The following is a 26,296-nucleotide window of genomic DNA, read 5'->3' on the forward strand; positions in this document are numbered from 1 at the left end:
GCACCCGACCAGTTGAGGAGCAGCACCGTGGGGTACACCGCTCGCGAGGAGTGGCAGCAGCACTACGCCGACGGGAAGAACTTCCGGCAGCTCGGTGACGCCGAGCGGGCTGTGTTCGCCGAGCACACGCCCGTTCCCGAAGGCGGCGGGCGGGCGCTCGACGTGGGATGCGGCACCGGCGAACTGGCCGCCTACCTCGCGTCTCTCGGCTACGCGGTGGACGCCGTCGACTTCGTCGGCAGCGCGATCGCCCGGGCCCGCGAGGAACACCCGGAAGTGGAGGGAGTGCGCTGGCTACAGCTGGACATCGAGAACGACGACCCGGCAGAGCTGCACCAGGAGGGATATGACCTGATCAGCCTGCGCCTGATGTATCCCTTCCTGCGCGACCGCAGCCGCGTCCTGCACGCCCTCGGCGAGCGGCTGCGGCCCGGCGGCGCGCTCGTGGTCATCACTCCGGTGGCCGAGCACACTCCCGAGGAGCGGCGTGACATCGCCCTCGACGAGGACGAGATCGGCCTGCTCACCGCCGGATGGAAGCAGGTCGTACGGCTGGAAGCGGACGAGCTCGCCGTCCTTGTTCTGCGCGGCTCCTGCCACAGGGACACCGCTGCGGTCGAGAGGCGGCAACCACCCACTGGTCACGCCGTGACCGGAGCCCTCGCGATCGTCACCGACGCGGCTGGGCGGGCCCTACTCGGCCGCTCGCGTCGGGGCATGTGGGAGCTGCCCGGCGGCAAGACCTGCGGACCGGAGGACTTCGCCGCGGCGGCGGTCCGCGAACTCGGTGAGGAGACCGGCCTGACGGCTTTGGCCTCGGACGCGTATGTGGTCACGATGCTCGTCGACGACAGCCACGGCGTGCCCCGGCTCACGGCCGTTGTCCGTATCACCGCCTGGTCGGGAACCCCCAACAACCAAGAGCCGAAGTTGTTCGACCGGTGGGAGTGGCATGACCTGCACGCCCTGTCTTGCGTCGGCGATGTCTTCACCCCTGCCGCGCAGGCCCTGGACGCCATCTGGCCCGGGGTCATCCCCCACCTGCCGCCCGTCCACGCCTACCCTCTCGCCGTCGACCAGCCGCCCGTGCCCGGCGAGCCGGCCGAAGCCGCCCGGCTGCGCCAAGAGATGGCCGAGACGGTCATCGCCGGCGGCTGGGCCCCCTCCGAACAGGTTCAAGAGGCGCTGCGGACCGTGCCCCGACACCGCTTCGCCCCGGAAGCGAACCTCGCCACCGCGTACGACGGCGGCGACCGGGCCGTGATCACCCGGCGCGACGAGACCGGAGCGGCGATCAGCTCAGTGTCCGCGGCCTGGCTCCAGACCGACATGATCGAAAGCCTGCACCTTCAACCGGGCGCGATCGTGTTCGAGGCGGGATCCGGCGGCTACAACGCCGAGCTGATCGCCCACGTCACCGCACCCGACGGTCGTGTGGTCACGGTCGACATCGACCCGTGGGTCGTGCGCCGCACCCACCGGTTCCTCACGGAGGCCGGCAGCGGACGCGTCACCGTGATCGAGGCCGACGCCGCCCTCGGCGCACCGGCCCACCTCGTGCCCCGCGGCGGTTTCGACGGCAGCGTGATCACCTACAGCTGCTGGGACATCGCCCCGGCCTGGCGGGAGCAGTTGGCTCAGGGCGGACGCCTCGTGCTGCCGCTGGAGATCGGCGGCTACACGCGGGCGGTCACCTTCGAGCGGCGCGGGCAGGTGCTGGAGGCCCGGCACTTCACGCACTGCGGATTCGTCCGTGACCAGGGACAGCAGGCCCGCACCGTTCCGGTCGTCTCCCTTCTCGACGGCTCCCTGACACTCCGCTTTGAGCACGGCACCGCCGCCGAGACGGCGGGCCTGGAGGAGGCGCTGCGCGGGCCGCGGCACGAGGTCGCCACGGGGGTGACCATGCGCGGCAGGTTCTACTTCGGCTCGCTCCAGCTCTACGCGGCCACCACCCTCAAGGGGTTCTGCCGCCTGGCCTCGCACGAGGAACCGGAGGCGGGAGTCACGCAGATCGCGAAGGGCAGCGACGCCCCGGCGATCGTGGGCGGCGCGTCGCTCGCCTACCTGCTCCACGTCAAGACGCGGCACGGCCAGAGCCCTAGCGAGTGGGAATCGGAGTGGGTGGTCCACGCCTTCGGCGAGCAGGGCCCCCAACTCGCCGAGCGGATCGCGGACATGGTGCGGGCCTGGGACCGTGACGTGCGCACCGAGGACGGCAACGGCGCCGACCCGGCCCTGACCGTCCACCCCGCCGGGACCCCCGACCATCTGCTGCCCGTCGGCGACGTCCTGGACAAGGAGTCCTCCCGGCTGGTGTTCCGGTGGCCGGGCCGGAACGGACACCTCCCGGCCCCCGCGCGGCCCACCGACGCGATCGCCGCGACCACGGGACAGGCGTGATCATCTGGTTGAACGGTACGTTCGGCGGCGGGAAGACCACCCTCGCCGCCGGGCTGCGCCGCGCTCTGCCGGGCGCTGTGGTCGCTGGCCCGGAGGCCGTCGGCGACCTGCTGCGCAGCACGCTCGCCGACCACGCCCTGCGCCCCCGGGACTACCAGGATCTTCCGCTGCGGCGGCAGCTGACCGGCGCCTTCGTCGCCGGCCTTGTCCGGCACACGGGCGGCCCCGTCATCGCGCCGATGACGGTCCTCAACCCCGGATACGCCGAGAGCTCTTCACCCCGCTTCGAGAGGCCGGCGGTTTCCACCACCTCGTCGTGCACACCGCCCCGGCGGCACTCCAGGAGCGGATCACGGCCGGCTGGGAGCTCCCCGGTGACGCCGCGCGCAGCGAAGCCGTACGTGCCTACCGCCGTCGGCGCGTCCCCCACTACCAGCAGGCCGCCACCGACTGGCTGCACGCCGACGGCCACGTCATCGACACCAGCGCTCTCACACCCGAGCGCACCGTTCAAGCGGCCTTGACCCAGCTGCACCTCACGGCCCCCGCACGGCCCCGACCAGCGGAGACACCAGAAACATGATCTTCACCATCCACGCCATCCCGGCCTGGGTCGGGGGCGACCGGCACCCCTGCGCGCCCCGTCCTCGCCGAGCGCGCGGAGCGTGGTCGTGAACACGGCCGCGGCCAGCCACTCGACCGGTTCTCCGTCCACGGCGGTGTTCGTGCCGCCGCGCGACCGCGGTGATCACGTCCGGATGCGTCGCGCCCACGCGGCCGCGGCCCGCGCGCTCAAGGTGACGGCCACCGGCCCGGACGTGTGGGGCTGGCAGGGCCGCACCCTGGGCCGTAAGGCCAGCCGGTGGTGGCTTCGCCTGGTGTGCGCGCCGCAGGACAAGCGAAACCTCCGCCTATGGGAGGGAACGGCCACGGCCCACCAGGCGCTGCCCACGGCTGTTCCAAGGCCGCGGCTCCATGACGTGCTCGAATGAGCCGCCCACGGCTACGCCTACCGCGCGGAGCTGTCCGAGTACGTGCCGCTGCCCGCCCTCCAGACCGGCGGCCCGGTGCTCACCGCGGACCTCGATCTGCCGTCCTCGTGGTGGGCCGACCTCCGCCTGGCTCTGGAGGCGACGTCGACCGTCGTGACCGACCGGCAGGCCGTACGGCAGCAGTGGGTCGACAAGAACCTCACCCGGTTCCTGGGCATCTCCGCGTTCCAGGTCAGCGTCTGGACTACAGGACACGCCGATCTTCACTGGGCGAACCTCGCCGGCCCGCCGCTGGTCCTGCTCGACTGGGAAGGTTGGGGCCGGGTTCCCGTCGGTTTCGACGTCGGGCTCCTGCACGCCTACAGCCTCACCCGGCCGGCCACCGCCGCCAGGATCCGCCGCGAGTTCGCCCACGTCCTGGACACGGCCGCCGGCCGGACGGGGGAACTTGTCGCGCTCGCCCAGCTCCTCCAGGTCGCCGGTCGGGGCGGCCACCCGGACCTCGCTCCCCACCTCGTCCGCCACGCCGAGTGCCTCACTGGCACCCCCGTCCCCGTACCGTGACCGCCCCGGAGATCCCCGTGCTGCCCAGCCTGCTTGCCGTCTTCGCCCACCCAGACGACGAGTCCCTCCTCGCCGGGGGCGTCCTCGCCCAGCATCACGCCGCCGGGGCCCGCACGGCGGTCGTCACCGCCACCTGGGCCCCCGACAGCCGCAGGGCTCCGGAACTCGCCGACGCCCTGGCCGTTCTGGGCGCCGGCACCCCCCGCCTGCTCGGCTACAACGACGCCCGCGACCCCGAGGCCGCCCCCGGTCGGCCACGCCTCGTCGACGCTCCCCTCGACGAAGCAGTCGGCCGCCTCGTCGCCCACATCCGGGATTTCCGGCCCGACATCGTCATCGGACACGACGCCCTCGGCCAGCTCACCGGCCACCCCGACCACGTACGCGCCCACCAGATCACCCTGCTCGCCGTCGAAGCCGCCGGCCTTGCCCACATGCATCCCGACGCGGGCCCGCCCTGGCAGCCGGCCGCGCTGTACGCCGCCACGCACCCCGAGTCCGGCGTCGGCCTGCTCCGCCCCCTGCTCGAAGGCGCGGGCAAGGCCGTCCTCGCGGTGCCGGACACGTACGTGACCACCAGCGTCGACGTCACCCCCTGGGCCGACATCAAGTGGCGCGCAATCCTCGCGCACCGCGGCGAGGTCGCACGCGAACGGCCCCTGCCCGGCATCCTCGCCCGCCTCCCCGAGGGAGACCGCATCCAGATCATCCAGACCGAGTACTTCACCCGGCTCATCCCCGGCCCGATGAAGGGCGACCCGGTCCAGCTGGCCACCTGACAGCCCGCCCGCGCGCCCTTCACCACGAGCGAGCACCCACCGATCGGAGAGAGATGACCACGACTTCCGCACCCGACGAACGTCCCAGCGTGGCGATGAAAGAGGAGGCGTACGGGGCGCTGCGCGCCTCGGCCGCCCTGTGGGCCGGAACCTCCGTGCTGATCACGGACAAGCGCGGGCAGGTCCTGCTCCAGCGCGTGACCTACCGCTCCACCCGTCTGCTGCCCGGCGGCGCCGTCGACAAGGGCGAGTCCCCCGCGCAGGGCGCCGCCCGCGAGCTGGAGGAGGAGCTCGGCATCACGGCGCCCGTCACCCGCGGGCTGGCCGTCGACGGGGTTTCCCCCGCCGGCCGCAGGACGCCCGCCGCCATGAAGTTCCCCGGCGAACTCCTGCACGTCTTCGACGGCGGCGTCTGGGACGAGGACCAGATCGCAGCGATCCGGCCCGCACCTGGCGAGATCGACGGCATCGAGTTCGTCGAGCCCGCCGAGCTTCCCGCTCTGATGTCTCCGGGCGACGCCCGGCGTGCCCGGTCCGCGCTCCGCGCCCGTATCAGCGGCGCCGGTCCCGTGTTTCTGGAGGACGGGCTCCCGATCGCCCCGACCGTCCTTGACAGGGTCGGAGTCCTGCGCACTGCCCGAGCCCACCACCATCTCCTCTTCCATCCCATCCCCGTCCCCAACGGCCTTACAGTCCGCCAGTCCTGGGTCTGGGCCTTCGCCCCAGACGGGCGGGTCCTGGTGCTCCTGGAGCCGGACACTGGCGCCGCCTGTCTGCCCGGCGGCACTCCGGAACCCGCGGACCGCGCAGACCCCGAGAACACGTTGCTCCGTGAAGCTCGCGAGGAGGCCGCCGCCGAGCTGGCCGGCACCCGGTACCTCGGGTACCTGTCCGACCCCGGCGAGCCCTGCGCGCGCGTCCGCTACGCCGCCGCCCTCGCGAGCCTCGGACCGGCCTCCGTCGATCCGGCCACCGGCCGCACCTACACCCGGATCCTGGCCACCCCGGAGCAGGCTCTGCAGTTCTTCGACTGGGGGCCATCCGCAGCCGAGCAACTCCAGGCAGCCCACCACGCCCGCTCCCTTCTCGGCATCCCCAAGGCCGCCCACCAGCCCGTCACCGAACTCGCCGACCCCACCGCCTGGTAGCTCAGCACCGCCCGAAGCGAAACAGCCGAATCGAGGAACCCCATGCCCGACGCCGCGGCCTCGGCCGACCAGCCATCCGCGCACCGGCGCCCGCTCAGGAAGAGACGACCCCACCAGGGCACCGGTCCCGGCCCGAACGGCCGACACCACCGCCCCACATGGCGAGGAGAAACACCCCGCGAGGCGCGCGGGTCCGTACGCAGCCGACGAATCAAGGAGTCCTGGTGAACACGAACCCGCGGGATGCCGCCAGTCCCCTCATCTTGATGAGCGACCCGCGCGTGGCCGCCGTCCCCGTCGCGGACTGCGGCGAGCCGCTCGTCGACGTCCGCAGGAACCTGTTAGTCGACGACCGCAGGGCCGACCCGGCAGGTGCCTTCGCTCAACTCCGTCAGGGAGTTCTCGACCGGCTCCTGTACGCCCAGGCTCTCCTGCCCGCCGACCTGCGCTTGCTCTACGTCGAGGGCTACCGCCCGCCTGACCTGCAACGGCGCTACTTCGAGGAGTACGCGGACGAGCTGCGTACGGCCAACCCTGCTTGGTCGCAAGATCAAGTGCACGAGGCCGCAAGCCGGTACGTGTCTCCACCGGAGATCGCGCCGCACAGCGCCGGCGCCGCCGTCGACCTCACCCTCGTGGACGCCAACGGCACCGAGCTGGACATGGGCACGCGCGTGAACGCGAGCCCTGAGGAAAGCAACGGTGCCTGTTACACGGGCGCGAGCTCAATCAGTCCCCAGGCCCGTACGAACCGAATGGCGCTGGTCAACGTGCTCTCCGCCGCCGGGCTCGTGAATTACGCGACCGAGTGGTGGCACTGGAGCCATGGCGACCGGTACTGGGCGCTGATGACGAAGCAACCAGTCGCCCTGTACGGACCGCGCGACCTGCCCTGATCAGGCCGAGCCGTGTGGGCTGGCACACCACCCCGCTACCGCAGACGGGACCGGAGCCGCCGCGCCCCATGCGGTTCGCCGACCTCGCCTTAGACCAGCTCGGGAACAGCCAGACTCGGGGAGCCCGCGCGTCACCTCGCGCCACCGCGTCCCGGCGCAGCCACGCTGGCTCCCCTCAGCCCTTCCGTCTGAAAGTGATCCGCAATGACATCCAGCACGACCACCACCCGGTTTCGGATGGGAACTCGGCCCAGCCCCATGGCCATGGAGCAGACCGGCCGGGTCGAGACGGCCTTCCGAACCCTGTACCCGCACATCGACCTCGAGGTCCTCAGAATCACGTCTCAAGGGGACCAGCACCGAGGTCCGCTGGCCGAGATCGGCGGGAAGGGCGCATTCACCCGCCGGGCCGACGAGCATCTTCTCGACGGCCGGGTCGAAGCCACCATCGCCTGCGCGAAGGACATCCCTGGCCCCCACGACCGGCCCTCCGGGATCACGATCGGAGCGGTCCTGCCCCGCGAGGACGTCCGCGACGTTCTCGTCCTGCCCGCCGGGCGGCCACCCACCACCCTGGACGCACTGCCGCCCGGTACCCGCGTGGGCACGAGCGCACCCCGCCGAGCCGCACTCCTCAAGGCCCTCCACCCGCATCTGGTCCCCGTACCGATCCGCGGGAACGCCGACACCCGGGTAAACGCGCTCGACGCCGGGGCCTTGGGGGCGGATGCGATGATCGCCGCCCTTGCCGGGCTTCGGCGCCTCGGCCTCGCGGACCGCGCCTCGCAGATCCTGGACCCCACGGTATGGCTGCCCGCTGCCGGCGCCGGGATCGTCGTCATCGAGCACCGCGCCGACGATCACACCACCAGCCAGCTCCTCGCCCCGCTCAACCACGGCCCCACCCGCGTCCTCGTGGACGCAGAACGTGCCACCCTCGCCACCCTGCGGGGCGGCTGCCTCACCGCCGCCTCCGTTCACGCCACCTTCGACGAGGAAGCCGAGTGCGTCACCGTGCACGCCGTCGTCCTCGACCCAGTCGGCGGTGCGCCCCTTCGCACCGTCACGTGCGGCCCTGCCTCCGCCCCCACCGCTGTCGGACGCCGGGCGGGAGAGCAGCTCCTGGACGCCGGCGCCGCCCGACTCCTGGGAGTACGGCCATGAGCGGCGCGACACGGTCGAGGAGCAGCCAGGCCGCGGGGCGCACGGCGGTGTTTGTTCCGCCGAGCGACCGTGACGACCGGGTGCGGATGCGGAGGGCACATGCGGCTGCGGCCCCGAAGTTGGACCTACCCCTCGGTGGCTCCTGCCGGTCATCAGCGAGCCGCACCTGGCCCGGGGACGGCGGAGCGGCGCCCCGCTGTGCAGGGCGAGGCACCGCGCGTACGGGCCGACGGCGACCCGCTGACCAGAGGACCTGGGGTCAGGATTCCGTGTAACGAGCGAGAAACTCCAGCTCGGCTTCGGAGATGCGCCGCGGTCGGCCGGTGTCCAGGTCGTACGCGGCCATCTTCGTCACGGCTTCCGCGTACGTGCGCTCGGCGTCCCGGATGGCGTATCCGAGTTCGAGCCGAGCCCCACGGCAGCTGATGACCCAGACCTGCACGTCGACCGGCTCCTCGCGGTACGTCAGCGGGGCGCGGTAGTCGACGACGGACTGGCTGACCACGAAGGCTCGCTGGCGCCGTCCGGCTTCGTCCGCCGGCAGCATGTCCTGGAACATGCGCGTACGCGCCTCCTCCAGGTAGGTGAGGAACAGCGAGTTGTTGACGTGCCCGTAAGAGTCCGCGTCCGCCCAACGCAGCGGCAGCGGATAGGTGTAGGTGTTCACGAAGAGGTCTTTCTGTGCGAAGGGCTAGGTGCGACAGCGACTGCACCAGCTGGGCGCTTGCGCGCCATTCGGTTACACGGCGGGCCTCGTGGCCTAGGATTCTTGGCCAGCGCCCTGGGCGCCGAGCTCGCCGGTGCCACTCTCCTGGATCGACTGCAGGACGTCGCGGAGCACGCGCTGCTCGGTGTCACGCTCGTGGAGAAGCTCCCCGATGCGGGCGGTTGCCGCCGCGCTGTCGGCCGGCAGTGCGGCGCGGACCAGCTGACGCATCTCGGCGAGGCGGGCCCCCTGCAGGACGCCCCTGGGCACGCGGGCGACCACCGTGGCCGGCGAGACGTGAGTGACGGACCAGATCCCGATCGCCTCCTCGACAGCCCACACCACGGTGCGCTGGTCGGGGGCGAGCGTCAGCTGGACATCCCTGCCCAGAACCTGGCTGATAGCCGGCAGCGGTACGCCGTCCGCCCCTGCAAGGGCCGCCGCCTCCTCGGCGGTTGAGACGACTGTCCGGGAGGCGAGTGCCGCCGCTTCCCGGCGCCAGCGGGTGGCGGCATCCTCGGCCGCGCGGTTTTCCGCGTGTCGCCGCGCGATGGCCACATCGTCCCGGTTCGCCGTCGTGGCGGCCCAGGCGTCGCGGGTGCCTCCCAAGGCGTCCCGTTCGTCGTCCCCTCCACCCTCGACCCAGGTGATCACGACGAAGCGGCAGTCGGGCATCGACGCCGGGTAGAGGACATGGCTCACGACCTCGACGGTCTCCCAGTCCAGCGTCGGTATGTTCATCCGGAAGACGTGGCCATCGCGCGTCTCGCCCATGTCGTGCTCGGTCTCCCACACCTGCCGCACGTCGACATCCCTTTTGACGTCGTCGATCAGCCGGCGCAGCTCTGCATCATTCGGCCTGGTGGCCTGGGCGAATTTCAAGATCTTTACGTACGCTGACGCGTGCTTGTCCCAGTCCTGGTACTGGGCACGGGCCTCCGGTTCGGTCAGGGCCCAGCGAATCAAGTTCGCACCCGGCTCCATCACCCATGGCCACCACTCGGCCATCGCAGTGTTGAAACCCAAGATGTTCCAGTGCTGGTCACACAGGTACGCGGGGCTGGGCATCTGCCGGTCGATGAGCAGGCGCAGCGCCTGCTGCAGCTCGGGCTGCCCGGAACCGCTCGGCGGCACCAGGGCGGAACCGATGTTGTAGAGCACCAGCGCATGACGCTCGTCACGGTCCAGGTTGAGCAGCGTCGCCAGGGACTCAACCTGCTCCCGGGTCAGCCTGGGCGGGATCGCGCCACGCTCGATCTTGCGGTACGTCCGCTCGCCCATGTCCAGGGCCTTGGCCGCCAGCGTCTGGTTGACCCGTGCGTTCTTGCGCCATCTCCGCAGCAGTGCGCCGAACCCCATGAACTGGCCGGCCACTGGCTGCTCGACATCGTCCCCCGAGGTCACTTCGCCCCCCGAGCCGGCGACCTGACCCGGGACCTCCTTGTCCGCAGCCTCGTCGCTGCCGGGGCCTTGTTCATTTGTGACCACGAAAAACCTGCCTTTACGCCTCTGCGGAGACTCCCATTTCCGGGCGCGCAAAAGGGTCCAGTGCATGCACCGAACCCCCGCCCCACCATCTCCCGACAGGAACCATACGCAACATTTAAGCGATCTTGATTGCATGTGGCATGGGGCACAAAGGGGCACCCCTGCACTGGTTTAACGTCGAACCAGATGGAGGCGACATCGCGTACGTTCGCACCCGAATCGGACGTCGCTCTTGATCAACAAACGGGCCGCCAGGAAAACCGGCAAAAGGTTGCCGATTTTCGTCGGACCGCCTCGCGTTCGGTCTAGACCACGCTATCTAATGCCTTATCAGATCCACCCCTAAACGCGACCCCCCTTATGCGGCAAGCGACTTACGGGCACGTAGGCCGGAGACCAGGCATCAGCCACCGCGACGACGTTTGCGACCAAAGCGGACAAAAGAGCGCCGTTGACTGCCCTGATGACGCTTGGCTTAAATCGCTCTGGCCAGCAGGTTCAACAAGGCGTTGTGCAAGAGACACGTGGGGGCACCGTGACGCTCACCTCCGAGACCCGGAGCGAGCAGTCGGCTGCCCGGCCTCGCCCGCCGCCTCCATCCATGGCGTCTGTCGAGCGCTCCGAGGGATCGCGGCAACGATTCTCCGGCAGCCTTGGCGACACGTGCGAGCGACAACCTGGCGTCTCGCCTCGTCACGCTCTGCGACTAGTACAGAGATTAAGAACCAACTCTGGATCTTGTCGCAGGCCCGTGCGTATGTTCGTCATCCCCCGGGCAGCCCTGCCCGGCGCGGCGAATGCGAGGAGCGAGCGGCACACGGACCGGCCATATAGGTCCGTAAACAGCGGCGGCGTCCGAGAGCGAACTCCCGGACGCCGAACGCCTGACGGCATAACCGCCCCGGCAAGGGCGGCGATTGCCCACCATCACCACGCTGATCCCATTCCACCGGGCGCGTCAGCGTGGCAACACTGCAAAGGGGATTCTTGCATGCCTCCTGCCCTGCGCAAAAGGCCCTTCCGCCTGGCCTGCGCGGCAGCCACCTCCGGACCGGCGCCTTCCTGCCCCGAGCCGCATCACACCGCCCCGGCTTCGGTAAGCCACCGGCCCCGCCTCGCGCGCGGGAGCGGCCGATGAGCAGCGAAGCCCGCGAGTGGGTGTGGGAGCACAGCTCCAGCCGGGGAACTGCACGCCTGGTCCTGCTGTCGATCGCCGACCGGGTGGCCGACGAACAGTGCGTCTCCTGGGCGTCGCTGTCCAGCCTGGCCAAGCGCACCCGCGCCTCCGTCTCCACGGTGCGCGAAGCCCTCGGTCGACTGGTCGCCGGCGGCGAGCTGGAGCAGCTGGACGACCTCACCGGCCCCCAGCGCAGCACGGTCTACCGCCTGCCCCTCGCCGCGAAGGCCCTGGCACAAGCCATGGGAGAACAGGAGGACGCCGACCAGGCGTCGGCGGACGATCCGGAGGCGAGCCCGACACTTCGGCTCTCGGCCCTGCGGCGGTACGGAATCCGCCCGCGTGAGGTACCGGAATCCCGCGAGACGGTCCGGAAACCGGCAGTAGCGGAAACCAGCAGGTCCCGACGGAAACCGGCACCTCGGCATACCGGAAACCGGCACAGCGATGTACCGGAAACCGGCACACAGAACCGTAGTGAACCGGATCTGAACCGTAGGTACAGCAGTGGTGCCGCCGTCTTCTCGGCTGCCGAGTGGCAGGTCGACCCAACCACCCACGCCTGGGCCCGCCAGCAGGGACACCTCGACCGCCTCGGCGAACAGGGCCTGCAGGCAGCAGATGCGAAGTGGCGCGCGCACCGGGCGGACTTCAAGCCGCGACCGGCCGCTGTCTGGGCTGCCGACTGGCGCTCCTGGATCGCCCGAGAGCACGCCCCCAGCCGCCCGAACCTCTACGCCGTGCCCGGCGGAGGTTCCGGTGCGCCGGGCGGCATGACGCGGGCCGAGGCCCACACCGCCGCCCTTCTCGCCGCCCTCGACGAGCCGACCGGAACGGAGGGCTGACCATGGATCGCCGCGAAATCGCAGCCCTGCTGGCCTACATCGGTCGGCTCGACCCCCGCACCATCCGCACCGACCAGGGCGAGGCCCGCGACCAGCTCGCCCAGTGGCACGAACTGCTCGGCGACGTGCCGATGGCCACGCCGCACGGCTGGGATGCCCGTGTCGCCGCCCGGCAGCACATCCGCACCTCGCCGTACCAAATCCTGCCCGCGGACGTGGCTCGTCCGTGGGAGAGCTACCGGCGCGACCGCCTGGCCCGGCACTCCGACCCCACGCCGTCCGTCGACCCTGACGACCAGGCCGCCTGGACGGCCGAACTGGCCGGGGCTCGCCGCGCCGTCGCCGCCGGCCTCGCACAGCCCGCCCAGGCCCGGGCGATCACCAGCGGTCGCGACGGGGTCGACCCGAAGCTGGAGGCCCGGCTGCGGGCGATCGGCTCCTGCATACCGCCCGCCGCCCGAGCTGCCCTCGCGCCCTACCGGCCCGCCCGTGCCGCGCGTGAGGCGGCCGTCGCCCAGGGCCAGCCCGACGCCCTGAGCGTTCGCTGCGAGTGGTGCCTGGCCCAGCCCGGTGAGCCGTGCCGCCGCCGAAGGGTCGGCCCCGACGGCGGGGCACGCGGGACCGCCCCGCGCGCCACCCCGCACCCCGGCCGCCTCGACCTCGCCGCCGCACAGCAGGCCCAGCAGACCGAGCAGGTCCGGCAGCCCGCGATGGCCTGACCGGCACGCAAGGCCAGTGCACCCGTCAGGTGCACCGCCGAAACACCATCGTCCCGCCTCGGCTGCGGCGCACGTCCCTGCGCCGCAGCCGGTACCCGACGCCGCGTCCGCCCAGCGCCGGCCCCGACCGGCCGACACGGCAGCACATCGGAGACACCCTTGCGCCACATCACCACCCACCACGCGCCGGCCACCGGCCTGCGCGGCATCGGAGACACGAGCTGGCAGAACCGAGGAGCGTGCCACGGCATGGACCCCGAGGACGCCGACGCCGTGTTCTTCCCGCTCCCCCGGGACCACGAGGCCATCGCCGAGGCGAAGGAGCTGTGCGGCTGGTGCCCGGTGCGCCGCGACTGCCTCAACTACGCCCTGGAGAACGTCCTCAAGGAGGGCATCTGGGGCGGGCTCACCGAGGCGGAGCGGCGCCCCTGGCACGACGGACTGCCCCAGCGCCTCGACTACAGCCGCGTGATCGCGTTCTTCAACGGTCGCGACGTGCACCTGACCGAAGCCGAGCGCCAGGTCGTCATCGACCACGCCTACGTCCGGGGCTGGCGCCCCGACCGGCTCGCCGCCGCGCTGCAGATCAGCCACAAGCACGCCCGTGACCTGCTGAGGCAGGCCGCCAACAAGATCCTCGACCGCGACCGCACCTACGGCGTGCCCCGGCCGAAGAAGAAGCGGAAGAAGACCGCCCCGACCACCGGTGGCCCCGCACTCGCCCAGCCCGGCACACGGCAGCCGGTGACCCGTCCGGTGGCGTCGGCCTCGGCGCACGCCCCTCTCGGAAAGGCCGCATGACCCACCCCGTCCTGTCCCTCGGTGCCGCTCCGGACCCGTCTCTCCTCCTCGCGATCGGCGTGCCCGCCGCCCTTGTCCTGATGCTGACTGCTTGGGCGATGCGGCGGCGGGATACGCGCCCGCAGAAGCGTCTCGGCAGTCCGGCGGTCAAGGTCGCCGCGTTCGCCGCGCTCGGCTGTACCGCCTACAGCGCGGACACGAGCTGGCGCTTCGCTGCCGACTACCTCAACATGGCCGGCACCGCCGAACGCGCCGCGATGTTCGCCGCAGCGGAGCTCGCTCTCTTCGCGACCGCGCTGATGGCTCGGCAGAACCTGGCCACACAGGGCGCGCCCGGCCTACCCGGCACGCTGGTCTGGGTTATCACAGGAGTGCAGGTGATCCCCGCCTTCGCTGAGAGCGGCCCCGTCGGCGGCACCGTCCGCGCCTTCGTCGGCCCGATCATGGCGGCGATGCTGTGGCACCTCGCCATGGGTATCGAACTGCGCCTGCGCACGCCGGGCGCCGCGTCCCGCGGGTTGATTGCCACCCTGGGGCGGGAGGCACGCGAACGCCTGCTGTCCCGCCTGGGCATCGCCGCCCGGGACCGCGACGCCGCGCAGATCACCCGTGACCGGGCCACCACCCGTGCGGTCGCCCTCGCCGCCCTCCTCGCGGAGCGCACGCCCGAGCAGCAGCGGAGCTGGCGCGGCCGACGCCTCACCCGGCGGCTGTCAAAGGCCCTCGGCAGGGCATCGGTCGGCACCGACCCCCTCCAACGCGCGCAGCTGCTCGACCAGCTCGCCGCCCGCCGGCACGCCCTCGCGCTCGCCACGGTCCCGCTCCCCTCCCCCTGGTCCGCGCCACGTGGCAGTGCCACGGCTGCGACGGTCCCCTCGCCGCGGATGCCGAGCACGGCGGTCCCCGCGGCCGGTCCCTACGGTCACGCCGAACTGATCGGGGACCGGGGACCGCGTGAGGAGGGGGGACCGGTCCCCGGAGCCAGGGAACATGACGCGGGGACCGAGAGCGGCGACGCGGGGACCGACCCGACCGGGGACCGGGAACCGACCGACACCGACACCGACTCCGAACCCGCCAAGACGGAGCCCACCGAACAGGACGGTGACGCGGGGACCGGCTGCCCACCGGTCGAAGTGCCTGGTCACGCCCAGGTTTGCGACCGGGGACCGAAGGGCTCCGAGTCGGGGACCGACCCGACCGGGGACCGGGGACCGACCGACACCGACACGGGGACCGACCCCACCGGGGACCGGGGACCGACCGACACCGACACGGGGACCGACCCCACCGGGGACCGGGGACCGACCGACACCGACACGGGGACCGACCCCACCGGGGACCGGGGACACAAGGTCCCCCTCCGCCGGAAGCCGACCGCCAAGGCCAAGGTCAAGGTCAAGGGAAAGCGAAGTGGCCGGTCCCGAAGCCCACAAGCACAGCGTCCGCCACGTGAGCCGGAGCAGTCCGTGGAACAGCTCGTCCAGCAGGTCCGCCCCCACGTCCCCGCACTGCTCGCACGGGATGGCAACGGGGCCGTCACCCGGGTCCAGCTACGGGAGATCCTCCGACGCGAGGGCCTCAAGGGCGGCCGGAACGACCGGCTGAGCCTCGTCCTCCAGCAACTGCGGAGCGACGACACCATAAATACAAGGAGCACCGCCCGATGAAGACCTGCCACCAGTTCAACACCGTCCGTGCGGAGTACCAGCGGGAGATCGGCTACATGATCGCCCACTCCAAGCGGCACGAGGGCAGGCCGGCGGCCAAGTCCAGCGCGAAGCAGGCTGCATCGACGAAGCAGCGGATGGCCCGGGCGCTCAACAGCCACGTCGCGCGCTGCCCCGAGTGCGGCTGAACCGGCAAAACCCCAGCTCAACGCCCCTACTCGCAAACAGGTGGCCCGGCTCCCCGCCGGGCCACCGCCCCGCTCCAGGAAACACACCGTGATACCGCGCTCCGTTCGCACATCCGAACCCACGATCGCCGAGGCCGGCGCCTGGGCGGACGTCCTGGTCCGCCGACGCCTCCTGTACGCCGCAGTCCTGGCCCCGACCGGCCAATGGCTCGTCCAGTTCCAGCCCGACGAACCCGTCCGCGTCCTCACCGGGCCGGCCGACGTCGTCGAACTGGCCGCAACCATCCAGCACCGCATCCGCTCCACGAGGCCCGACTCCCGATGACGCACCCGATCCAGAACGGCAACACCCCGGCACCTGCGAGCGACTCCAACACGGTCTCGCCGCAAGCAAGTTGGGGCGGAAGTAGTACTTCCGCCGAGTCCACCCCCGAGGGGGCGGAAGAGGACCTGCACCGGGGGGTGCAGGTCCTGGGGGCTTCGACCGAGGGCGGATCGAAGCCGGAGGAGGAGCGCAAGCCGAATCGTCGACCTCGTGAGCGACCTGCCCGTCAGCGTCCACGTCAGCCGCCCGAGAAGAAGCGCCGCCACCTGCGTACGACCCGCTTCAACGATGCCGAGTTCGCCCTGATCGCCTCCGCCGCCGCCCAGTGCAACCTGACCGTCGGCGGCTTCCTCGCCCGTGCCGCGCTCGCTGCGGCCCGAGATCTCGACCGAACGAACGCCGAGATCGCCACCGAACGCGATGTTCTGACCGCCCTGTTCGACAGCCGGCGCAAGCTCGGCTGGGCCGGCAGCAATCTCAACCAGGTGACGAAGGCCCTGAACTCCGGTGCCGATATCTCCCCTCAGCTAGAGGCAAGCCTCACGGCCGTGCGGCGGGCCGCCGACGCAGTGCATGCCGCCGCGACCGCCGTCCTCGAACAGCAGGCAGCATGATCCCGAGCGTCAACGCGCCCGGCGACCGGACCATCGGCCTGCTCGCCTACCTCTACGGCCCCGGCCGACACGAGGAACACGTCGACCCCCACCTCGTGGCCTCCTTCGACGGCATGGCCCCCGACCCCGGCCGCGACCCGAACACCACACTGAAGGCCCTCCAGCAGCTCCTGGACCAACCCGTCCAGGCGCTGCCGACGCACGCCCGACCCGCCAAGCACGTGTGGCACACCTCCGTCCGCACCGCGCCCGGCGACCGGACCCTGTCCGACGAGGAGTGGGCCGAGGTCGCCCGCCGGATCGTCGCCGCGACCGGCATCGACCCCGGCGACGGACAGCCCGGCTGCCGGTGGGCCGCCGTACGGCACGCGGACGACCACATCCACATCGTCGCCACCCTCGTGACCGAGGACGGCCACCGCCCCGACGACTACCGCTCCGGCGCCCGCGCCCAGGCCGAGGCCCGGCTCATCGAGAAGGAACTCGGCCTCCACCAGGTCGCACCCGGCGACGGCACCGCCGCTCAGCGGCCCACCAGCGCCGAACGCCACAAGGCCGAACGCCAGGGCCGCGAGCGCACCGCCCGTGAAGAACTGCGCGAGACGGTACGGCGAGCGGTGGCCGGCGCGACCAGCGACGAGGAGTTCTTCGACCGGCTCGCCCGTGACGGCCTCCTGATCCGTAAGCGGGTCGCTCCCTCCGGGGACCTCCTCGGATACAAGGTCGCCCTTCCTGACGATCGGAACAAGGACGGCGAGCCGGTGTTCTACCCCGGCGCGCGCCTCGCCCCCGACCTCTCACTGCCCCGCATCCGCGAGCGCTGGTCCGCCGATACCAAGAATGGTCCGGCTCCCCGGCAGGAGGATGCCGTCCGTACGGGGCCGGGTACTCCGAGCGCGGCCCGCCGCAGGACGGCGTCGGCCGCGTGGCAGGCCGTGCTGATCGTCGAGCACGGCGAGGACGCCGTCGCCGCCGCCCATATCGCCGCAGCGGGCGAGGTCCTGGACGCCCTCGCGAAGACATCCGCCGCCCACACCCGCCGCGAACTACGAGACGCCGCAACGGCCTTCGAACGGGCTTCGCGCTCCCACGTCCGCGCCGTACGCGGGCGCGACCGGGCCCTGCGGCAGGCCGCCCGCGACCTCGTCCACGGCGGCCCGGCCCTCGGCCGCGGGGAGGACGGCGCGAGCACCGCGATGGCGATCGACATGCTGTTCTTCTTGATCACCGCCGCCGTGCACTGGCACGCGAAGAAGGGCCACGCTCAGCAGGCCGCCGCCGCCCACCAGGCAGCCGAGCACCTTCGCGCCGCCTACCAGGCCGCCGCCGCCCAACCCCTCGGTGTGCTCTACCAGCGAGGCCGCCGCCTGAACCGGCCGATTCTCCAGCGGCAGACGATGGTGCTGCGCGAGGCGCTGCCCGGGCTGGCCGAACGGATCCTCGCCGAGCCGGGCTGGTACGCGCTGGCCGCGACCATCGCAGACGCCGAAGCCGCCGGCCATGACCCGGCCGCCCTCCTGTCCGACGCAGTCGCGCGCCGGGAACTCGACACCGCGGACTCGGTCAGCGACGTGCTGGTGTGGCGGCTGCGGCGGATGGCCGACCTGCCCGCCGACGCATCGGAACTGTCCGCGAACGGCACCACGGGTGGCCAGGCCACGACACGCAGGGCAATATCCCGGCCGTCTGCACCTGGCTCACGGCGCGGCGGGAAGGATGTGGCGGGCAAGACGCGGTGACCCCCAGTCTCTGACTCGCTGGAAGCCGACTGTTGACTCTGTGAATTGAAGCTCCTGGGGGCGTAGGGGACGATCATGACGGAAGCAGGACGAGGCGAGGGAGAGATCAGGGTGTTCCACCGGATACGCCGCCGGGTGGCGGAGCCCAGCGAGGCGCAGCGCCGATTCTTCGAGCTGTCGGCGCGGCTGCAGGAACAGGTCCCCCCAGGGGTCGGTGGGCCGTCGGCCGGGCCGGAGCGCAGCGAGCCGGCTAGTGCGGTGGACGACTTCCTTCCGCCGGAGCTGCGCGTGCCCAGCCACGACCAGCTCGACGGCAGGATGATGCCGTGGGCGCAGCCGCTCGTCCTCGACGGCGAGTTGATCACCTGCACTGAGTGCGGCGCGTACCGGGACTGGCTCATCCTCTCCACCCACGGCGAGATCTGGCTGCGCTGCCGGGCCGGACATCAGCAGCAGGAGACGCGTCTGGACACCGCCTGGTACAACCGGAGCGCCGGGCCGGCGGACGCGACGCACGCCACGTTCGAGGACTGCCTGCGCCACCTCGGCCACTGACCCCCCACCCCTACGATCCCACGGGCCCGAGGCCCGCACTGACCACCCGTCGCCAAGCACCAAGGGGTCAGTTCCGTATGCGCGTTCGCGTCGCCACCACCGCCCTCGGCATCACCGCCGCCCTCCTCGCCGTCCCCGCCTGCTCCACCGGCACGAAGCCCGACACCACCCCCTCAGCCCGTACGGAGAAGCCGGCCGATGCCGCCCAGCGGACCGTCAAGCTCTCGTCGGCCGCGCTCGCGTCACGCCTGCTCGACGAGAGCGACCTCGGCAGCGGCTACCTGCGCAAGCCGGAGCGCCCCGCCCGCCACGACGACGTCACCGTCATCGGCTGCCCGGCCCTGAGCGAACTGGGCGGCGACGCGGCCACCGGCGGTTCGCTCACCTTCCCGCGCAAGGCGAAGGCCACCTTCACCTACGCCGGCAGCAGCTCCGAAATCTCCGAGGAGCTGTACAGCGACAGCGTGGACAAGCTGTCCGACGGCATCGGCCAGATCTTCGACGCCATGACCGGCTGCCCCACCTATCAGGTCGTCGCGGGCGGTACCCCGATCGACATCACCTCGCAGAAGCTGACCGCACCCCACGACCGCGGTGACGAGCAGTGGAGCCAGCTCCTGACCTCCTCCGCCGGAGGACGGAGCACCGTGGTGAAGCAGGTCGCGATCCGCGACGACAGTCTGCTGCTGATCGTCTCCGGTTCGCCGGCCCTCGTCGACCGCCACCTCGACAACGCCCTCGCCAAGGCCACGGCCACGAGCTGACCGAACCAGATACACGGATACCCCCGACCCTCACGGTCGGGGGCATCCGCCTGTTAGCCCACGCCCTGAGCAGCGCGTCGTACTGCTGCTTCCGGCCCCGACCGCCGGGGACAGCATCGTCTGCACGGACAGACCGGGCTCGAGCAGCAAGAAGCCCGACCCTCCCTTCGGGAGAGGCCGGGCTGTATGCGTCGGTCAGGAGGGCGAGCGCAGGGCACTAGATGGCCGGGGCGCGCAGGAGCCTCTCCTGGGTGGCCTCGGGCAGCACCCGTCGCAGGACCGGTGCCGTCGAGCTGAGGGAGGCGGCGAAGGCCGCGACGAGATCGTGCGGGACGCTGGCGCCGAAGGACACCGCCCACAGGCACGGTGCGCCGAGCGCGGGCTCGGCCCACGCCTGCCACCCAGCCGGTCCCACTTCGTCGGCCTCAGTGGTCAGGGCGCGCGGGTCGGCGTCCTGGATGAGGGGCGGCACCTCGCCGAGACTGATGTGCGAGGTGAACGTCGGGTCCGTCGCCGCCGCCTGGGGCTGGTCGATGTCGCGGAGCCAGCCGTGTGCGGCGACGGCGTCGAGGACCAGCTCAGGGCCAGCGATCGGCTCGGCGGGCTGGTCTCGGGCATCGAGCGCGGCGAGGAAGTCGGCCACGGACTCGCCGGGGACGTCGGGGGTGAAGTACGCCGACCACTGGGCGAGCGGGCTGCTCGTGTCCGCGCGGGCGGAGACCTGCCAGGCGATCGGCAAATCCCCCAGGTGGAACGGCTCATCCGCCAGGCTCCACTGGGCCCACCGGAGGGAATCGGGACTGATGTGCAGGACGGTGCTGCGCAGGACCTGGCGGTCCTCATCTGCTTCATCCGGCTCGTGGCGACCGCGGACGATCGTCAGGCTCGTCCAGCCCAGGCCGGCGAGCGTGTCGGCGACGGTGTCGTAGAGGCGCTTGTCGTCACCGGCCAGGTGCCGGGGACCGACCCAGAGCGCGGGCTGACCGCTGGGCGGGGTGGACGGGTCGAGCGGGAAGTCGGGGTACAGGGGCGCCTCCAAAGGCTTGGTGCGGTTCTACTTGCCGCCGGCAGTTCGGCGGGGGCGGCTCGGTGGTGCCTGGACGGGGCCCTGCCAGGCAAGGGCGACGGCCACCTCGGGCGGCAGATGGCCGAGCTGTGTGTCCTCATCCCGGCCCTCTGCGAGGTAGACGACGGTCCGGCCGGTCTCGTCCACGGACTGCACGACCTGCGCGAGGCGGTGTGCCATGGGGAAGAGTGGGTTCATGGCCTGGCGGACCGGAGCGCTCCGGTCGCAGTCGGACAGCAGGGTGATGAGCTCGTCGACGGTCATCTCCGGATGCGTCACGAACAGCCTCCTTGTGTGAGGAAAACGGTGAGCGGTAGTACGGGCCTGCCGCCGGGAGTCGGCGACCGCCCTCGGTGAGGAGGCCGATCGCTGCGGTGTCACACCCGCCGGGAGGTCTCCAGCACGCGTGCCACTGCGGCGGCGACGATGTCGGCCGGCGTCTCGGTGTCGAAGGACAGGTGGTAGCCGGGCACCGTGGCTGTGCCGGTGACGGCGATCTTCCATCCTTCGCCGTCGGTCCCGGGGCGACCGAGCGGGAACCAGCCGAGGTAGAAGCGGCCGTCCTTGCTGCTGACGTGCACGTCCGCACGGTCGTCCACGATCAGGTTGAAGTCGTCGGCGGAGAACTGATCCATCACGAGCGTGGGCTGGCCCGGCCCGAGCTGCCACTCGCGCAGCCGGAGGGCCTCGATGGTGGTGGAGAATCCGGGGCCGACGGGAGCCATGGTCACGGGCAATCACCTCTTTGACCTGGGGTTTCTTGCAAGGTCGTCTACGTTGACATGGCCTCGAACGCGTTGGCCAGTCTTTCCGCGCTCTTTCCTGTCTGCCCCCGGCGAACTGCCTGTGCCGCAGCCGCGAAGGCGGGCCCACCGCCACCGAAGGCGGACCGACGCCGGTTAGCGCCTTGGTCTCGTACGGGGGGCTTCCGCTCCACGTCACGCCTCCGGTCGTACGGAGCGGCTACGGTTGTGACTGAGCGTTCGAGGTGGCGGCGACCGACAACTCAAACGCACAACACGCCAGGGCGGTCTCGATCTCCGGACTGAAGTAGGGGCGATACTCGATGCATGCTTGGGCAGGGCTGGGAATCGCAATGGGACCGGGTAGGTCGTCGCCTAGCGGACGTACAGGCCGTGTACCAAGGCACCCAGGGCGGCACCGACGCTGCAGTTGACCGGGTTCTGTCGTTCTTCGAGGCCGTGCACCACCTCAAGGACTGGCTCGGCAACGATCCGGCGACCACCGTGACCAAGGCTGACGGGGACGCACTGATCAATGGATGCCCCAAGCTCCAGCTCTGTGCGGATCTCGCCAACGGCTCGAAGCACCTCACGCTGCGGCCGGACCGAACCCGGACCGGTGACGCCTCCACGACGATCGCGCGGAGCGACGTATCCGTCTTCGTCGGGACGGGGAGCTCTGCCCACCGTTTCTACGTTGCATCCGGCGGCCAGGAGTACGACGTCCTGGAGATCGCGGAGGACGCCGTGAAGGAGTGGAGCAGGTTCCTCTCGGCGCGCGGCCTCACATGAATCCGGTAGTGGGAGCGGCGGGCGCGACTGCCGCCCTGCCCGCCAAGTCAGGCGCTCAGCCCCGCCAACTCAGTAGCTGTTGTCGTACCGAACCTGAGGGCGGTGTTTTCGCTGGTCAGGCATAGGTTCGGTGCTCCCGTGGGAGGGGTGGCCTGTCGTGTCATCGTTCCTGGGGAGGCCGTGGATGCCGTCGGTCGTGGGGTTGCTCGAACAGCGTGAGCTGGGTGCTCGCCGTCGCGTGGACGAGTTGCGGGAGGAGGCCGACCGCGTCCAGGCCGAGCTGGTCGTGGCCGAGCGGGAATGGAAGGAGTGGGTCATCGCCCGCTCGCGGGTCGGCGAGGTGCTGGGTCCGGTGGACGAGACCGAGGACTACGCCCGGACCGAACGGGCAGTGCCGGCCCAGGGGCAGGCAGGGGAGGCATCATCGGTGTCGATGGCGGCGAAGCCGAAGTCGCAGGTGCCGGTGTGGCGTGAGGGGCTGGAGGTGTCCGTTCTGTCGATGGACTACCAGCGCATCCTGCAGGCCCTCGCGGACCGGCATCGCCTCCACCAAGGGCCTGTGACCTGCCAGGAGATGGCTGTCTTGTTCGGCCTGGACGCGGTGCCGGCCAAGGTGGAGGCGCTGCGGTCGAAGGCGAAGCGGCTGGTCGCGCGCGGCTGGCTGGCCGAGTCCGCGCCGGGCCGGTTCACCCTCGCACGGAGTGTGGCCGGGCCAGACGGCGGGTCATGATCATGGTCATCGACCAGTAGACCATCGCCTCGGCGCTGGTGGTGCGGCGTTCGAAGTCGCGCACCAGGCGGCGGCTTCGCATCAGGTGCGCGAAGAGCCGCTCGACGATCCACCGCTTGGGCAGCACCACGAACCCCTTGACGTCATCGCTGCGTCTGACGATCGCCAGAACCAGTGCGAACGCGGCCAGGCAGTGCCCGACGAGGCTGCCGGTGTAGCCGCCGTCGGCCCAGACGAGTTCCAGCCGGTGGCGGGCGTCGGCGACCTGGGCGAGCAGAACCTTCGCGGCGGCACGGTCTCCGATGTCCGCGCTTGTGACCATGACGCCCAGCAGTAGGCCGAGGGTGTCGACCACGACGTGCCGCTTGCGGCCGTTGACCAGTTTGCCGCCGTCGAAGCCACGGCTGTCGGCACCGACGACGGCGTCTGCCTTGACGGACTGCGAGTCGATCACACCGGCCGTCGGCTCCACATCCCGGCCCGCCTTCCGGCGGACCCGGTCGCGCAGCCGGTCGTGGAACTCCCTGACCAGTACGTGGTCGCGCCAGCGGCGGAAGAAGGCGTAGACCCGGTCCCACGGCGGGAAGTCGGCTGGCATAGCACGCCACTTGACGCCGTTGTCCACGAGATAGCGGATCGCGTCCAGTATCGCCCGGTGGCAGTACGCCTCCGGCTGCCCGCCCCGGCCCCGCAGCCAGCCCGGCACCGGCAGGAGTGGCCGGACCACGGCCCACTCCGCGTCCGTCATGTCCGAGGGATACCTCCGAACACGTTCCGGGTGATCGGCGGCATTCCCGAACCGGTGAGCGACGCAATCACACGACGGAGCAGCCGAGTTGAACTCCACCGGCGCGAGCACGTACAACTGCGGCAACAGGGTCTCCTGGATCTCGGTCGGCTTCGCAACCCCGAGCTACCAAGAGGCCCTGCCTTCATGCCCACGGCCGGCCGCGATCACCCGATCGAGACTCCCGTTCGACGCCCACCCCTCAAGATCGGAACGACAACAGCTACTTAGCAAAAAACTTTCGGCGGATCCGTTTTTGCCTCCTCCTCCCGGCGGCCGGAAAGGCACAACAGATGCGGGGAGGGGGAGCCCGCTTCCTCTCAACTGAGCCGAGGCACCGGGCTCCCACTGCTCCGGCCGGGACAGCATCCGAGGGGGCACTCCGCCTCGCTGAGGTGCCGTCAGCACGCGCGCCGGCTCGAAGTCTTCCGCCACGGGGCGGCCGATCGTCGGGGTGCCGTCGATGACCTACTTGCGGCCATCCGGTTCCACCTGGAACGGCATCAGGCTTGGTGGCCGTTTGGCGTGAATGATACTCACGGGCCTGCCTCCGGCCAGCACTCAGCCTTTCCCAGCACCTGGCGCAGTACAGCGTCGTGCTCCTGGAAGACCACCCGCCCGCCTGCCCTCAAGGCATCCCGCACGGTGGCCTCTCCCGCTCCAAGAGCTGGCGCCAAAGGGACTGATGACGGCTCAGGGCCCGCCTCCTGCACCGTCGATGCATCCATCGCGATCAACTCGGCTCCGTACGTGCGGGCTACGTACTCAGCAATCCGCAGACCACTGCCATCCAGATCACCGCTGTATCTCAGTAGCTGTTGTCGTTCCGATCTTGAGGGTGGGCGTCGAACGGGAGTCTCGATCGGGTGATCGCGGCCGGCCGTGGGCATGAAGGCAGGGCCTCTTGGTAGCTCGGGGTTGCGAAGCCGACCGAGATCCAGGAGACCCTGTTGCCGCAGTTGTACGTGCTCGCGCCGGTGGAGTTCAACTCGGCTGCTCCGTCGTGTGATTGCGTCGCTCACCGGTTCGGGAATGCCGCCGATCACCCGGAACGTGTTCGGAGGTATCCCTCGGACATGACGGACGCGGAGTGGGCCGTGGTCCGGCCACTCCTGCCGGTGCCGGGCTGGCTGCGGGGCCGGGGCGGGCAGCCGGAGGCGTACTGCCACCGGGCGATACTGGACGCGATCCGCTATCTCGTGGACAACGGCGTCAAGTGGCGTGCTATGCCAGCCGACTTCCCGCCGTGGGACCGGGTCTACGCCTTCTTCCGCCGCTGGCGCGACCACGTACTGGTCAGGGAGTTCCACGACCGGCTGCGCGACCGGGTCCGCCGGAAGGCGGGCCGGGATGTGGAGCCGACGGCCGGTGTGATCGACTCGCAGTCCGTCAAGGCAGACGCCGTCGTCGGTGCCGACAGCCGTGGCTTCGACGGCGGCAAACTGGTCAACGGCCGCAAGCGGCACGTCGTGGTCGACACCCTCGGCCTACTGCTGGGCGTCATGGTCACAAGCGCGGACATCGGAGACCGTGCCGCCGCGAAGGTTCTGCTCGCCCAGGTCGCCGACGCCCGCCACCGGCTGGAACTCGTCTGGGCCGACGGCGGCTACACCGGCAGCCTCGTCGGGCACTGCCTGGCCGCGTTCGCACTGGTTCTGGCGATCGTCAGACGCAGCGATGACGTCAAGGGGTTCGTGGTGCTGCCCAAGCGGTGGATCGTCGAGCGGCTCTTCGCGCACCTGATGCGAAGCCGCCGCCTGGTGCGCGACTTCGAACGCCGCACCACCAGCGCCGAGGCGATGGTCTACTGGTCGATGACCATGATCATGACCCGCCGTCTGGCCCGGCCACACTCCGTGCGAGGGTGAACCGGCCCGGCGCGGACTCGGCCAGCCAGCCGCGCGCGACCAGCCGCTTCGCCTTCGACCGCAGCGCCTCCACCTTGGCCGGCACCGCGTCCAGGCCGAACAAGACAGCCATCTCCTGGCAGGTCACAGGCCCTTGGTGGAGGCGATGCCGGTCCGCGAGGGCCTGCAGGATGCGCTGGTAGTCCATCGACAGAACGGACACCTCCAGCCCCTCACGCCACACCGGCACCTGCGACTTCGGCTTCGCCGCCATCGACACCGATGATGCCTCCCCTGCCTGCCCCTGGGCCGGCACTGCCCGTTCGGTCCGGGCGTAGTCCTCGGTCTCGTCCACCGGACCCAGCACCTCGCCGACCCGCGAGCGGGCGATGACCCACTCCTTCCATTCCCGCTCGGCCACGACCAGCTCGGCCTGGACGCGGTCGGCCTCCTCCCGCAACTCGTCCACGCGACGGCGAGCACCCAGCTCACGCTGTTCGAGCAACCCCACGACCGACGGCATCCACGGCCTCCCCAGGAACGATGACACGACAGGCCACCCCTCCCACGGGAGCACCGAACCTATGCCTGACCAGCGAAAACACCGCCCTCAGGTTCGGTACGACAACAGCTACTAAGACGCGCTTCGCGTAGTCCGATGCCGTCTGCTCGCCGAACCGATAGCCGTCCCAGTACCTCGCGGCCTTGTCCTCCTCGGCGGTGCAGCCAGCCAGCGCGAGAGCGGCGAGGGCGAGCGGTATGAGGGTGCGTCGCATGCGCCGGAGCATACGAGA

Annotated in this window: 30 protein-coding genes; 21 read left to right on the plus strand and 9 right to left on the minus strand. The window is 71.0% G+C overall.

What is annotated here, in order from left to right:
- The first annotated feature begins 27 nt into the window (after positions 1–27).
- From fxlM to hemC, 8 genes are all read left to right on the plus strand, one after another.
- Entirely contained in the window at positions 28–2,403 is a 2,376-nt protein-coding gene (gene fxlM, locus L6E17_RS21610) for a methyltransferase, FxLD system (protein ID WP_236242487.1), read from the plus strand.
- A 316-nt stretch (positions 2,404–2,719) separates the two neighbouring features.
- Positions 2,720–2,986 (plus strand): hypothetical protein, encoded by a 267-nt coding sequence (locus L6E17_RS21615; protein ID WP_236242397.1) that lies wholly within the window; start codon positions 2,720–2,722, stop codon positions 2,984–2,986.
- A gap of 88 nt (positions 2,987–3,074) precedes the next feature.
- Positions 3,075–3,395, plus strand: a complete 321-nt coding sequence (locus tag L6E17_RS21620) for a hypothetical protein (protein ID WP_236242398.1) — start codon at positions 3,075–3,077, stop codon at positions 3,393–3,395.
- Between the two features lie 42 nt (positions 3,396–3,437).
- Positions 3,438–3,959: a hypothetical protein gene (locus L6E17_RS21625; protein ID WP_236242399.1), complete on the plus strand. Its 522-nt coding sequence runs from the start codon at positions 3,438–3,440 to the stop codon at positions 3,957–3,959.
- Positions 3,956–4,738, plus strand: a complete 783-nt coding sequence (locus L6E17_RS21630) for a PIG-L deacetylase family protein (protein WP_236242400.1) — start codon at positions 3,956–3,958, stop codon at positions 4,736–4,738. The genes L6E17_RS21625 and L6E17_RS21630 overlap by 4 nt, the downstream gene beginning before the upstream one ends.
- A 53-nt stretch (positions 4,739–4,791) precedes the next feature.
- Complete coding sequence (locus tag L6E17_RS21635) at positions 4,792–5,886, plus strand: NUDIX domain-containing protein (RefSeq protein WP_236242401.1); 1,095 nt, start codon at positions 4,792–4,794, stop codon at positions 5,884–5,886.
- A gap of 266 nt (positions 5,887–6,152) precedes the next feature.
- Complete coding sequence (locus L6E17_RS21640) at positions 6,153–6,782, plus strand: M15 family metallopeptidase (RefSeq protein WP_236242488.1); 630 nt, start codon at positions 6,153–6,155, stop codon at positions 6,780–6,782.
- A gap of 204 nt (positions 6,783–6,986) precedes the next feature.
- Positions 6,987–7,946, plus strand: a complete 960-nt coding sequence (gene hemC, locus L6E17_RS21645) for a hydroxymethylbilane synthase (protein WP_236242402.1) — start codon at positions 6,987–6,989, stop codon at positions 7,944–7,946.
- 259 nt (positions 7,947–8,205) lie between these two features.
- On the opposite strand, the gene L6E17_RS21650 is transcribed toward hemC, so the two are convergent.
- Together L6E17_RS21650 and L6E17_RS21655 are read right to left on the minus strand one after the other, a co-directional pair.
- A complete protein-coding gene (locus L6E17_RS21650) occupies positions 8,206–8,613 on the minus strand; it encodes a thioesterase family protein (protein WP_106517271.1) in 408 nt (135 codons plus the stop codon).
- Between the two features lie 93 nt (positions 8,614–8,706).
- The gene (locus L6E17_RS21655) at positions 8,707–10,140 is read right to left on the minus strand and encodes a helix-turn-helix transcriptional regulator (protein ID WP_236242403.1); all 1,434 of its coding nucleotides are present in this window, start codon (positions 10,138–10,140) and stop codon (positions 8,707–8,709) included.
- A 1,134-nt stretch (positions 10,141–11,274) separates the two neighbouring features.
- On the opposite strand from L6E17_RS21655, the gene L6E17_RS21660 reads away from it, so the two are divergent.
- From L6E17_RS21660 to L6E17_RS21705, 10 genes are all read left to right on the plus strand, one after another.
- A complete protein-coding gene (locus L6E17_RS21660; RefSeq protein ID WP_236242404.1) occupies positions 11,275–12,162 on the plus strand; it encodes a helix-turn-helix domain-containing protein in 888 nt (295 codons plus the stop codon).
- A gap of 2 nt (positions 12,163–12,164) precedes the next feature.
- Positions 12,165–12,881 (plus strand): hypothetical protein, encoded by a 717-nt coding sequence (locus tag L6E17_RS21665; protein ID WP_236242405.1) that lies wholly within the window; start codon positions 12,165–12,167, stop codon positions 12,879–12,881.
- 159 nt (positions 12,882–13,040) lie between these two features.
- Positions 13,041–13,682 carry a WhiB family transcriptional regulator gene (locus tag L6E17_RS21670; RefSeq protein WP_236242406.1) on the plus strand — a complete coding sequence of 214 codons (642 nt, stop codon included), beginning with the start codon at positions 13,041–13,043 and terminating at the stop codon, positions 13,680–13,682.
- Positions 13,679–15,352 carry a hypothetical protein gene (locus L6E17_RS21675; protein WP_236242407.1) on the plus strand — a complete coding sequence of 558 codons (1,674 nt, stop codon included), beginning with the start codon at positions 13,679–13,681 and terminating at the stop codon, positions 15,350–15,352. The genes L6E17_RS21670 and L6E17_RS21675 overlap by 4 nt, the downstream gene beginning before the upstream one ends.
- Positions 15,349–15,540 carry a hypothetical protein gene (locus tag L6E17_RS21680; RefSeq protein ID WP_149182676.1) on the plus strand — a complete coding sequence of 64 codons (192 nt, stop codon included), beginning with the start codon at positions 15,349–15,351 and terminating at the stop codon, positions 15,538–15,540. Before L6E17_RS21675 ends, L6E17_RS21680 begins: the two co-directional genes overlap by 4 nt.
- An 88-nt stretch (positions 15,541–15,628) precedes the next feature.
- Entirely contained in the window at positions 15,629–15,865 is a 237-nt protein-coding gene (locus L6E17_RS21685; protein WP_236242408.1) for a hypothetical protein, read from the plus strand.
- Positions 15,862–16,479, plus strand: coding sequence for a hypothetical protein (locus tag L6E17_RS21690; protein ID WP_236242409.1), 618 nt, complete (start codon positions 15,862–15,864; stop codon positions 16,477–16,479). The genes L6E17_RS21685 and L6E17_RS21690 overlap by 4 nt, the downstream gene beginning before the upstream one ends.
- On the plus strand, positions 16,476–18,218 hold the full coding sequence (locus tag L6E17_RS21695; protein WP_236242410.1) for a relaxase/mobilization nuclease domain-containing protein: 1,743 nt from the start codon (positions 16,476–16,478) through the stop codon (positions 18,216–18,218). The genes L6E17_RS21690 and L6E17_RS21695 overlap by 4 nt, the downstream gene beginning before the upstream one ends.
- A 75-nt stretch (positions 18,219–18,293) precedes the next feature.
- On the plus strand, positions 18,294–18,773 hold the full coding sequence (locus L6E17_RS21700; RefSeq protein WP_236242411.1) for a hypothetical protein: 480 nt from the start codon (positions 18,294–18,296) through the stop codon (positions 18,771–18,773).
- Positions 18,774–18,850: 77 nt separating this feature from the next.
- Entirely contained in the window at positions 18,851–19,537 is a 687-nt protein-coding gene (locus L6E17_RS21705; protein ID WP_236242412.1) for a hypothetical protein, read from the plus strand.
- A gap of 217 nt (positions 19,538–19,754) precedes the next feature.
- Here the strand turns inward: L6E17_RS21705 and L6E17_RS21710 are convergent, their stop codons facing one another.
- The 3 genes from L6E17_RS21710 to L6E17_RS21720 all read right to left on the minus strand — a co-directional run bounded on the left by L6E17_RS21710 (position 19,755) and on the right by L6E17_RS21720 (position 21,334).
- On the minus strand, positions 19,755–20,576 hold the full coding sequence (locus L6E17_RS21710) for a DUF317 domain-containing protein (protein WP_236242413.1): 822 nt from the start codon (positions 20,574–20,576) through the stop codon (positions 19,755–19,757).
- Between the two features lie 15 nt (positions 20,577–20,591).
- Positions 20,592–20,882 carry a hypothetical protein gene (locus tag L6E17_RS21715; RefSeq protein WP_236242414.1) on the minus strand — a complete coding sequence of 97 codons (291 nt, stop codon included), beginning with the start codon at positions 20,880–20,882 and terminating at the stop codon, positions 20,592–20,594.
- A gap of 98 nt (positions 20,883–20,980) precedes the next feature.
- Positions 20,981–21,334: a DUF317 domain-containing protein gene (locus tag L6E17_RS21720; RefSeq protein ID WP_236242415.1), complete on the minus strand. Its 354-nt coding sequence runs from the start codon at positions 21,332–21,334 to the stop codon at positions 20,981–20,983.
- Between the two features lie 405 nt (positions 21,335–21,739).
- Between L6E17_RS21720 and L6E17_RS21725 the strand changes: the two genes are divergently transcribed.
- A complete protein-coding gene (locus L6E17_RS21725; RefSeq protein WP_236242416.1) occupies positions 21,740–22,138 on the plus strand; it encodes a hypothetical protein in 399 nt (132 codons plus the stop codon).
- 184 nt (positions 22,139–22,322) lie between these two features.
- Positions 22,323–22,868, plus strand: a complete 546-nt coding sequence (locus L6E17_RS21730) for a hypothetical protein (RefSeq protein WP_236241953.1) — start codon at positions 22,323–22,325, stop codon at positions 22,866–22,868.
- Here L6E17_RS21730 and L6E17_RS21735 read toward each other — a convergent pair.
- Positions 22,825–23,616 (minus strand): IS5 family transposase, encoded by a 792-nt coding sequence (locus tag L6E17_RS21735; RefSeq protein ID WP_236241954.1) that lies wholly within the window; start codon positions 23,614–23,616, stop codon positions 22,825–22,827. The two genes, L6E17_RS21730 and L6E17_RS21735, sit on opposite strands and share 44 nt — an antisense overlap.
- A 575-nt stretch (positions 23,617–24,191) precedes the next feature.
- Positions 24,192–24,545, minus strand: coding sequence for a DUF2399 domain-containing protein (locus tag L6E17_RS31575; RefSeq protein WP_374109114.1), 354 nt, complete (start codon positions 24,543–24,545; stop codon positions 24,192–24,194).
- A gap of 186 nt (positions 24,546–24,731) precedes the next feature.
- Between L6E17_RS31575 and L6E17_RS21740 the strand changes: the two genes are divergently transcribed.
- Positions 24,732–25,523 carry an IS5 family transposase gene (locus L6E17_RS21740; protein WP_236241954.1) on the plus strand — a complete coding sequence of 264 codons (792 nt, stop codon included), beginning with the start codon at positions 24,732–24,734 and terminating at the stop codon, positions 25,521–25,523.
- On the opposite strand, the gene L6E17_RS21745 is transcribed toward L6E17_RS21740, so the two are convergent.
- Both L6E17_RS21745 and L6E17_RS21750 read right to left on the minus strand, forming a co-directional pair.
- Positions 25,480–26,025, minus strand: coding sequence for a hypothetical protein (locus tag L6E17_RS21745; protein WP_236241953.1), 546 nt, complete (start codon positions 26,023–26,025; stop codon positions 25,480–25,482). The two genes, L6E17_RS21740 and L6E17_RS21745, sit on opposite strands and share 44 nt — an antisense overlap.
- On the minus strand, positions 25,991–26,278 hold the full coding sequence (locus L6E17_RS21750; RefSeq protein ID WP_236242417.1) for a hypothetical protein: 288 nt from the start codon (positions 26,276–26,278) through the stop codon (positions 25,991–25,993). Before L6E17_RS21750 ends, L6E17_RS21745 begins: the two co-directional genes overlap by 35 nt.
- Between the last annotated feature and the right edge of the window lie 18 nt (positions 26,279–26,296).

The organism is Streptomyces sp. CC228A (assembly GCF_021390935.1).
In the GTDB taxonomy this organism is placed as follows: Bacteria; Actinomycetota; Actinomycetes; order Streptomycetales; family Streptomycetaceae; genus Streptomyces.